Origin of the sequence: Clostridium sp. ZBS15 (genome assembly GCF_023845705.1) — a bacterium.
GTDB classification, from domain to species: domain Bacteria; phylum Bacillota; class Clostridia; order Clostridiales; family Clostridiaceae; genus Clostridium; species Clostridium aquiflavi.
This window is the reverse complement of record NZ_JAMQHY010000191.1, coordinates 1-268: the sequence shown is the minus strand read 5'-3', so window position 1 is coordinate 268 and position 268 is coordinate 1. Positions and strand designations below refer to the sequence as shown.

The window sequence follows — 268 nt, the reverse complement described above, 5'->3', positions numbered from 1 at the left end:
ATCAATTGGCAACTCGCGCCGACGAAGCGCTTCGATCCCGACGACATCAAGGCTTTTTTCGCGCTTTTGCCCGGTACGATCGAGGGCGTGCGGCTGCGGCACGCGGTCGAGGTGCGGCACGAGAGTTTCGATACGCCCGAGTTCGTGAAACTGGCGAAAGCCGCGAACGTCGCCATCGTCCACGCGCAGAGTGCCGACTATCCCAATATCGCGTCGCAGACGTCGGATTTCACGTACGCGCGCATCATGAGGACGCGGGACAGCCTTG

General features: G+C 61.6%; 1 protein-coding gene. It reads left to right on the top strand.

Annotated elements, in window-relative coordinates; all coding sequences use genetic code 11:
• Window positions 1-268: DUF72 domain-containing protein (locus NG904_RS16975; protein ID WP_252232912.1), on the top strand; the 268-nt coding region annotated here is incomplete at both ends.